Source organism: Okeania sp. SIO2F4, assembly GCF_010672385.1.
In the GTDB taxonomy this organism is placed as follows: Bacteria; Cyanobacteriota; Cyanobacteriia; order Cyanobacteriales; family Microcoleaceae; genus Trichodesmium.
Genome location: NZ_JAAHGT010000422.1, coordinates 1 through 7,907, shown reverse-complemented (window position 1 = coordinate 7,907; position 7,907 = coordinate 1). Strand labels below are relative to the sequence as shown.

Genomic DNA, 7,907 nt, shown 5'->3' with positions numbered 1-7,907 from the left:
GAAATATTAAGCACTCTAGCTATCTTAATCTTTGCTTGTGCATTCACCCTCTTATCTTCAATTCCCGAACGGTTTTAACCTTCTTGTAATTATCAATTATCCATTATCAATTATCAATTAATGAAAAATCCAGAAAACTAATACCAAAGATGTAAGCATTCAGCAGTCAGCTATCAGCTATCAGCTATCAGCTATTAACTTATTATCCTTCTAGGATAATTCAAAATTACGTTTGCGTAGCATTCCGCAGGAAAGAAAAAGGTCACTAGCTAACTGAAGTCAAGTTATTATGTTCACTCATCTGAATGTTGAATGCTAATAGCTGAATGCTTACCCAAAGATTAAAAGGTTAACTACATATTACCGAATAATTAAGGTTTAAAGCCTCTCACTCGCCGTGGAGAAACAAGAAAAAATTTTCATGATTAGTCAATCCTATCCGTTTTCAAGAAGAGGTAATTATTAATTATTAATTGTTGAAATATCCTACAAAAAATCATACAGCAGTTTCCGATTTTCTTATTAATTGTCCTAAATTAATTTGGAATATGCTGTATACTAATGCACTTTTCAAGCGTCACAAATAGCTTCAAACTTATGATATGAAATAATTTTATAAAATTGCTAAAACGTCAAAAATTTCTGTCTATAAAATATGATTTTTGAGAGAAAATGAAATTCTCACAACTCTCTCGGACTTATTACTTGCTTATGTTTCTCTCTTTTGAGAGAAATTCCAGAAGTTAAGGTAATTAGTTAACATCACTATCACAGCCACATCATCAGCTACTCTACAGATAAAATAGAATAATTAAAACCTCTAGTAGTTAAAATAATTAAATAATTAATTTTTTCCTGCCTTTTTATCCCTAAATTTAGATTTTCAACTTTTGTCAGGTTAGGTTGACCGAATATAATAATAGAACTTAATTTAGGCTGAAACTAGCCATTATTTTTATGAATAACCCCATATATCCCGGTCTAATACTCACTGACCGCTATAAAATTATTAAACAATTAGGACATGGTGGTTTTGGACGTACCTACCTCGCGGAAGATAACCACCGTTTCCAGGAACTCTGTGTACTTAAAGAATTTGCCCCCCAAGTTCACGGTAGCTACGCCTTACAAAAATCCCAGGAACTATTTGAAAGGGAAGCAGGTGTACTATACAAATTGCGACATCCACAAATTCCTGGTTTTCGGGAAATGTTTCGCTATAAGTTAGATGGGGAAGGATATTTATTTCTGGTACAAGATTATATAAAAGGTAAAACTTATCGTGCTTTGTTGGAAAACCGCAAACTTCAAGGCAAACTTTTTAGGGAAGCAGAAGTAAAAAAATTTTTACTGCAACTATTACCAGTATTGGAATATATCCATAACTTGGGAGTTATTCACCGTGATATTTCTCCAGATAATATAATTCTGCAGAGTTCAGACAAATTGCCAGTATTAATTGATTTTGGTGGAGTGAAGCAAACAGCAACAAAAGTCGCTTCTGAGTATGCTCACAAAGGAGGCGGTCTTTTACCCCAAGCAACAAAGTTGGGAAAAGTAGGATATGCTCCAGATGAACAAATGCGACTAGGAGTTATTAATAATGACAGCGATCTATATGCTTTAGCAGCAACAGCTTTAGTTTTACTAACTGGAAAGGAACCCTCTTTTTTGATAGATGCTCACAACTTAACTTTTAACTGGCGCAAGGAAATTAGTATTAGTGAAAATCTGGGAAATATATTAGATAGAATGTTAGCTTTTAAACCGAGCGCTCGGTTTAAAAACGCTCGTCAAGTTATTGAAGTGCTGGAAAATGTTCCATCTAGCATAGACTTAGCTACGACCCAAGCACCACCAGACATTGTTTCCACTCCACCTGTTTCTGCTGGTAAACTCTCCAATGTAACCACTATTTCAGCTTCCCAAAATCCTGTTACCACCGATGTTACCCAAAAATCTTCTATTTGGTCAACAATTTTATTAGTATCAGTGACAATACTTAGCATGGGAGGAATAGGTTGGATAGTTGGTAATTTTTGGTTAGAATACGCACCCAATCAAGACACAGTTGTGAATGAGAAACCAGAAAAATTGAGCGATCGCCTCCAACAATTAGGTATTGATGAATCTTTCTTTTTCCCCTTAGTAGATGAATTTTTCTACACTCAGTATCCTCAAAAAAGAGGGCAGACTTTGAGTAATAAAACGCCAGAAGATAAATTATGGCAGTGGCGGTGGTATGCAATAGCCGATAAATTGGCAGACAAACTAGAAACCCTAACTCCAGACACTCGTCGCAGATTAGGCAATTATAGTAAAGATGATATATATCGATGGCGGTCTCAACTAAACAGACTAAATATTAGTAGTGCTGCTTTTAATGATTTGACCGATGCTCAGTTTATTAACTTATTTTCAGAGCAAACCCGTGGTCGAAACCTCATTGGTTTACCAATAGGTCAAGTTTGGCAAGCGATCGCTACTGATACAATGAAAGATTTACAAAGCAGAAAATCCCTAGAAGAAGTTAATTTTGCACGAGGTTCGTTTCGGAAAATTGTCAAGGGTACTCTCCAACCAGGGGAAGGTAAAATTTATCTAGCTTGGTTACAAGCTGAACAAATTTTGCGCGTCAAATTAGAAGCTAATTCTTCAGAAGTTTTATTATCTATTTATCCTCCCAGAAATTATCGCCGTAGGTCTAGAGGATTAATAGAAGATTCTCCAGAAAATCAATGGAGAGGTGAAACAAAAAGATCTGGTTATTATCAATTTGTAGTTGTTTCAAATTCAGATAAACCTGTTGAATATTCCTTAGAATTATTTGCTAGAAATAGAATTAATCGTAGGTATTAGGTCAGCATTTTCTGCGGAATGCGGAGCTAACAGCTATTAGCTATTGATGAGCTGAATGCTTAAAATCATCAACTATCTTGACATTTAAAGAAAAACCATGAGATAATATAGATAAGCATAAAACTATGTACTTAAAATTAATTATTCAAAATCAAGTTACGAGGGTCTATGTTGAAATACATAATTATTGCTTTAATAACCCTAGAATTAGTCTTACTAAGTGGATTAGTCAGAGTCCCAGCTAATGCAACTATTAGAGATTCAGAAATTTTTACTTGGGATTATGCCTCTATAAGTAATTCTCAGGTTGTTTGTAAAAAAGTAAAATTTAATCATACAAATAAGTTGCTACCAGAATCATCAGATATGGAACCTGTAAAGATTAATTCTCAAATAGTAAATGATAGTTATTGTTCTGATTTAACTAAACCTGTTTAATCTTATATTCTGAGAATTAGTTACCAGAAAAAATTGTAGGAATATGTAAGCATTTCCTGCGGAATGTGGAGCTAACAGCAGTCAGCAATCAGCAACCAGCTATTGGTTTTAGTGCGTTCAAAGCTGTATTAATTGAGCCAGAATTTAATCTTACGACAAAAGTCAGCTTTCTTGATTGTAAAGTCTATACTCATTTAAACTCCTTCCTTTTGACTAATAAGATAACTTATGAACTAAGAAATAGTATCAAAGCTATTCCCATACGACTCCTAACTCGGTCCTGCTGACTCAAACAAAAATTCCCTAGCTATTTGTAGGAAACATTTAGAAAATTGGTATTATAGTCATAAACAAAGAGGTAAAAAAATATGAAATATCGTGTCACACTCAATCGTAGAGATATAATAATCGAAGCAGGAAGTGAAGAAGAAGCAGCTAAACAAGCAGCAGCTAAGATTAAAAAAGGGGAAAAAATTAATAATATTAAACAAGTCACATCATCAGAATCTAAATCAGGTTCTTGGTGGGAAATTTGGTTAGATTAAATATCAACTAACTTAAGGAAATATAAAGTTTTGCATTTCTTCTTAAACTTGACGCTAAAGTCGATATATTTTACCGAAAAATTGGGTTTAAAATCTCCCCCTAAAAGAGGTACTTTTTGTTAATTAGGGCTGGCAAATACTTTATTTGTCTGCTATAATTTTGTCGTAGCATTATTAATGATAAAACTTTTCTATGCTCGTCTACAAAATGAAAATGCAAGCCACAGAAAATCATTACAGAAAGCTAGATTCAGCTATTCGTACTGGTATATTTGTGCGTAACAGCATTATCAGAGCCTGGAGAGTTTATTTTTTCTTTATTTTTTCTTCGCAATTCGCAATTAAAATTTCAGTATAAAATTAAACAAAGATGATAATATTTATGAATATCTGAATGTAAAGTATCGTAACAATTACGATCAAAATATTGAGAAATCTTCCCCTAGTTTGACAAGCGGTCTAACCTATAAATTTGAAGTAATATAATGAGGTAAAATGATGAATAATATCCAAAAATATCGGCTTAGTTGCACCCTCACCTTCGGCGACATTTATGGCCAGATTATTGTTTGGTTAATAGTAGTATTCTTGAGTATTGCTGGAGGAGTTGCCCTTTGGACTAGCAGTAACCAAACCTATGCTCTAGGAGCTATTGCTCTAGTCGTGGTCTTGTCTCTACCCTTCCTACTATTTGCTTTTGTAACTACCCTATTAAATCATATTGAAGTTTCTTCAGTAGACCCCAATGAGGAAGAGCAGCTTGAAATGTCAACACCTGGTCAGCAGACAGCAACATCTCTAGGCTAAATATTTTGAGTCTTTATTTCATTTCTTAGATTAATCAAGAATCTAAAAGTGTTAAAAATCTGCCTGCCTAATGACAGGTAGGTTTTTATAGGAATGAGGAATTATAGCGCTATGTGCAAGTTAAAAGTCAAAAGTTAAAAGTAATCTCTGACTGAGTTTTAAGATTTACCAATACTCTAACCTAAATGCGTAGTTCTATATTGATCGGGTTTTATACCAAATCGATCGATTTTTGTGACAAATAGTATAAGCTCTTAAAAAGGAATAAAGAAAGAAGAAAAATAAAGTAACAAATGATCTAATTATGCGCTTTTTTACCATTGGATAAAACTAATTTTCAGACTAAATTTTAATCTGTCTGTTTTAGAGCATTCTTTTTTTGGTAGTCCTGTAGATGTAGTGATATTTATAAGTAAACCCCTTTCACTTTCACGAGTCTAACTGCAAAAATCACTACTTGTACACCACTACCCTTTTTTTAAATTAGTTTCAGCGAATAGAAAAGTATTTTTGTGGAGAATATCAGACAAATTTTTGTCAGAAATTACTTGGCTTTACTTGCTATAAAGTAAGATAATAAAAGAACAAAAATACCTAATATTTAGCTAATGTTAGAACACGACATAATTATAGTAGGCGGCGGTCTCGCTGGAAGTCGGGCTGCTGTAGAAATAGCTCGCAAAAATTCTAGTTTAAATGTGGCGGTCGTTGCCAAAACTCATCCCATTCGTTCCCACTCTGTTGCTGCTCAAGGGGGGATAGCAGCATCTCTCCAAAATGTAGATCCAGAAGATAGTTGGAAAGCTCATGCTTTTGATACTGTTAAAGGTTCCGACTATCTGGCAGACCAAGACGCAGTAGAAATTTTAGCTAAGGAAGCACCAGATGTAATTATTGACCTAGAACATTTGGGAGTATTATTTTCCAGGTTGCCAGATGGTCGTATTGCTCAACGAGCTTTTGGCGGTCACTCCCACAACCGCACCTGTTACGCTGCGGATAAAACTGGTCATGCTATTTTGCATGAATTAGTGAATAACCTCCGCCGTTATGGGGTAAAAATTTATGAGGAATGGTATGTAATGCGTCTGATATTGGAAGAAGGTCAGGCAAAGGGGGTAGTTATGTATCATATTCTGGATGGAGAAATAGTTGTACTCCGAGCAAAAGCCGTAATGTTTGCCACTGGTGGTTATGGTCGGGTATTTAATACAACTTCCAATGATTATGCTTCGACTGGCGATGGTTTGGCAATGGCAGCAATGGCAGGTTTGCCTCTTCAAGATATGGAATTTGTGCAGTTTCATCCCACTGGTCTATATCCAGCAGGAGTTTTAATTTCAGAGGCGGTGCGCGGAGAGGGTGCTTATCTAATTAATAGCGATGGCGATCGCTTTATGGCGAATTATGCTCCTAGTCGCATGGAGTTGGCTCCGCGCGATATTACTTCCCGCGCTATTACTTTGGAACTTCGTGCTGGTCGAGGAATTAATATGGATGGTAGTGCGGGAGGTCCGTTTGTTTGTCTGGATCTGCGACACATGGGGCGGGAGAAAATTATGAGTCGAGTGCCCTTTGCTTGGGAAGAGGCGCATCGTCTTTTAGGTATTGATGCGGTGAATGAACCGATGCCGGTACGTCCGACTGCTCATTATTCTATGGGTGGCATTCCTACTAATACTGATGGAAGAGTTTTGGCGAGTGCTGATGGTTTGGTGGATGGGTTATTTGCTGCGGGGGAATGTGCTTGTGTTTCGGTACATGGGGCGAACCGTTTGGGAAGTAATTCTTTGTTGGAATGTGTTGTTTATGGGCGACGCACTGGGGCTGCGATCGCTGAGTTTGTGGAGGGTCGGAAGTTACCTGATGTTGAGGAGCAACCTTATTTACAGGAGGCGCGGGAACAAATTCAGGGTTTATTAGAGCGCTCTGGAGAATATCGCATTGATTTTTTAAGGCAGCAATTTCAGGATACGATGAGTGAGCATTGTGGTGTGTTTCGTTCTGAAGATGTAATGCAGCAGGGGTTGGAAAAATTGGAGCAGTTACAGGAGAAATATCAGCAGGTTTATTTGGATGATAAGGGTCAGTCTTGGAATACAGAAATTATTGAGGCGTTGGAGTTGCGGAGTATTATTGTTGTGGGGGAGACAATTTTAAGTTCGGCGTTGAGTCGTCAGGAAAGTCGAGGCGCTCATAGTCGGGAAGATTTTCCACAACGAAATGATGAGAGGTTTTTACGGCATAGTTTGGCGTATTATTCTTTGGCAGGAATTGATATTAGTTATCGACCTGTGGCAATAACTATGTTTGAACCACAAGAGCGGAAGTATTAAGTAGGATTTTAGGAGTCAGGACTCAGGAGTCAGGAGTCAGAATGAATGGCTTTAATATCATTTTTTAGAAAGTCTATTAATTAGACTTAACTATTTGAAAAAAGAATGTTTCAAAATGGTATTACTTCTTACTTTTTAGATCAAATCCAGTAGCATTGCTGTTATTCAGGATTCTCAAGATAAGAGTCTATATTGTAGGTGCAAATAGCTATTTGCCCCTACTCATTATATGAAAATCAAAGGAATTATATTACTCCGAAGCTAACAGATTTGATATGACTTTTCCCTTCTTACTTTTTCTACTAATTTTCTGAAAATAATCATAATGAGTGATGAAATTTCAGTAACTGCAAGTAGTAGTAATGTATTTGCTGATTTAGGTATTAATAATATTGACCTACTACAAAAAGTTTGTACTGTTAGTGTCGAAACTATGAAAATTATTCAAGCGATGAAAACTGCCGACAAATCATAATTTCGTAGGGGTTTGGTCTCCAAAATAGAAAAGGGTTTGGTTTCCAAACCCCTACAGACAAACTCCCACAAATTTTTCCCAGAAATCAGAAAATACTAGGCAAAAATTTCTATTGCGTATTGCGCAATAGAGACAAATCAGAAATAGAAATTTGATACTAACCCCAGAGGTGACTCTTCCCACCCCCGACAAATTTTTCTCAGAAATCAGAAAATACTAAGCAAAAATTTCTATTGCGTATTGCGCAATAGAGAGAAATTCAGAAATAGAAATCTGATACTACCGCCGGAGTTAACTTTTCCTCCCTTCCCAAAATTTCCCAGAAATCAGAAAATACTAAGCAAAAATTTCTATTGCGTATTGCGCAATAGAGAGAAATTCAGAAATAGAAATCTGATACTACCGCCGGAGTTAACTTTTCCTCCCTTCCCAAAATTTCCCAGAAAT

General features: G+C 36.0%; 6 protein-coding genes and 1 pseudogene. All 7 read left to right on the top strand.

The window, feature by feature from the left end; genetic code table 11:
- Positions 1-957: 957 nt before the first annotated feature.
- Positions 958-2,859: a serine/threonine-protein kinase gene (locus tag F6K22_RS23510; RefSeq protein ID WP_293103461.1), complete on the top strand. Its 1,902-nt coding sequence runs from the start codon at positions 958-960 to the stop codon at positions 2,857-2,859.
- 168 nt (positions 2,860-3,027) lie between these two features.
- Complete coding sequence (locus tag F6K22_RS23505; RefSeq protein WP_293103458.1) at positions 3,028-3,297, top strand: hypothetical protein; 270 nt, start codon at positions 3,028-3,030, stop codon at positions 3,295-3,297.
- Positions 3,298-3,665: 368 nt separating this feature from the next.
- On the top strand, positions 3,666-3,842 hold the full coding sequence (locus F6K22_RS23500) for a hypothetical protein (protein WP_293103456.1): 177 nt from the start codon (positions 3,666-3,668) through the stop codon (positions 3,840-3,842).
- Positions 3,843-4,035: 193 nt separating this feature from the next.
- Positions 4,036-4,143, top strand: a pseudogene (locus F6K22_RS23495) (transposase); the annotation flags it as partial.
- Between the two features lie 197 nt (positions 4,144-4,340).
- The gene (locus F6K22_RS23490) at positions 4,341-4,649 is read left to right on the top strand and encodes a hypothetical protein (RefSeq protein ID WP_293103464.1); all 309 of its coding nucleotides are present in this window, start codon (positions 4,341-4,343) and stop codon (positions 4,647-4,649) included.
- A 608-nt stretch (positions 4,650-5,257) separates the two neighbouring features.
- A complete protein-coding gene (locus F6K22_RS23485) occupies positions 5,258-6,985 on the top strand; it encodes a succinate dehydrogenase/fumarate reductase flavoprotein subunit (RefSeq protein WP_293103453.1) in 1,728 nt (575 codons plus the stop codon).
- Positions 6,986-7,310: 325 nt separating this feature from the next.
- On the top strand, positions 7,311-7,460 hold the full coding sequence (locus F6K22_RS23480; RefSeq protein WP_293103450.1) for a hypothetical protein: 150 nt from the start codon (positions 7,311-7,313) through the stop codon (positions 7,458-7,460).
- Positions 7,461-7,907 lie beyond the last annotated feature (447 nt).

Excerpts from the sequence above, each read along its gene's own strand:
- F6K22_RS23510 (WP_293103461.1), top strand. The coding sequence starts at position 958 with ATGAATAACCCCATATATCCCGGTCTAATACTCACTGACCGCTATAAA.
- F6K22_RS23505 (WP_293103458.1), top strand. The coding sequence starts at position 3,028 with ATGTTGAAATACATAATTATTGCTTTAATAACCCTAGAATTAGTCTTA.
- F6K22_RS23500 (WP_293103456.1), top strand. The coding sequence starts at position 3,666 with ATGAAATATCGTGTCACACTCAATCGTAGAGATATAATAATCGAAGCA.
- F6K22_RS23490 (WP_293103464.1), top strand. The coding sequence starts at position 4,341 with ATGAATAATATCCAAAAATATCGGCTTAGTTGCACCCTCACCTTCGGC.
- F6K22_RS23485 (WP_293103453.1), top strand. The coding sequence starts at position 5,258 with ATGTTAGAACACGACATAATTATAGTAGGCGGCGGTCTCGCTGGAAGT.
- F6K22_RS23480 (WP_293103450.1), top strand. The coding sequence starts at position 7,311 with ATGAGTGATGAAATTTCAGTAACTGCAAGTAGTAGTAATGTATTTGCT.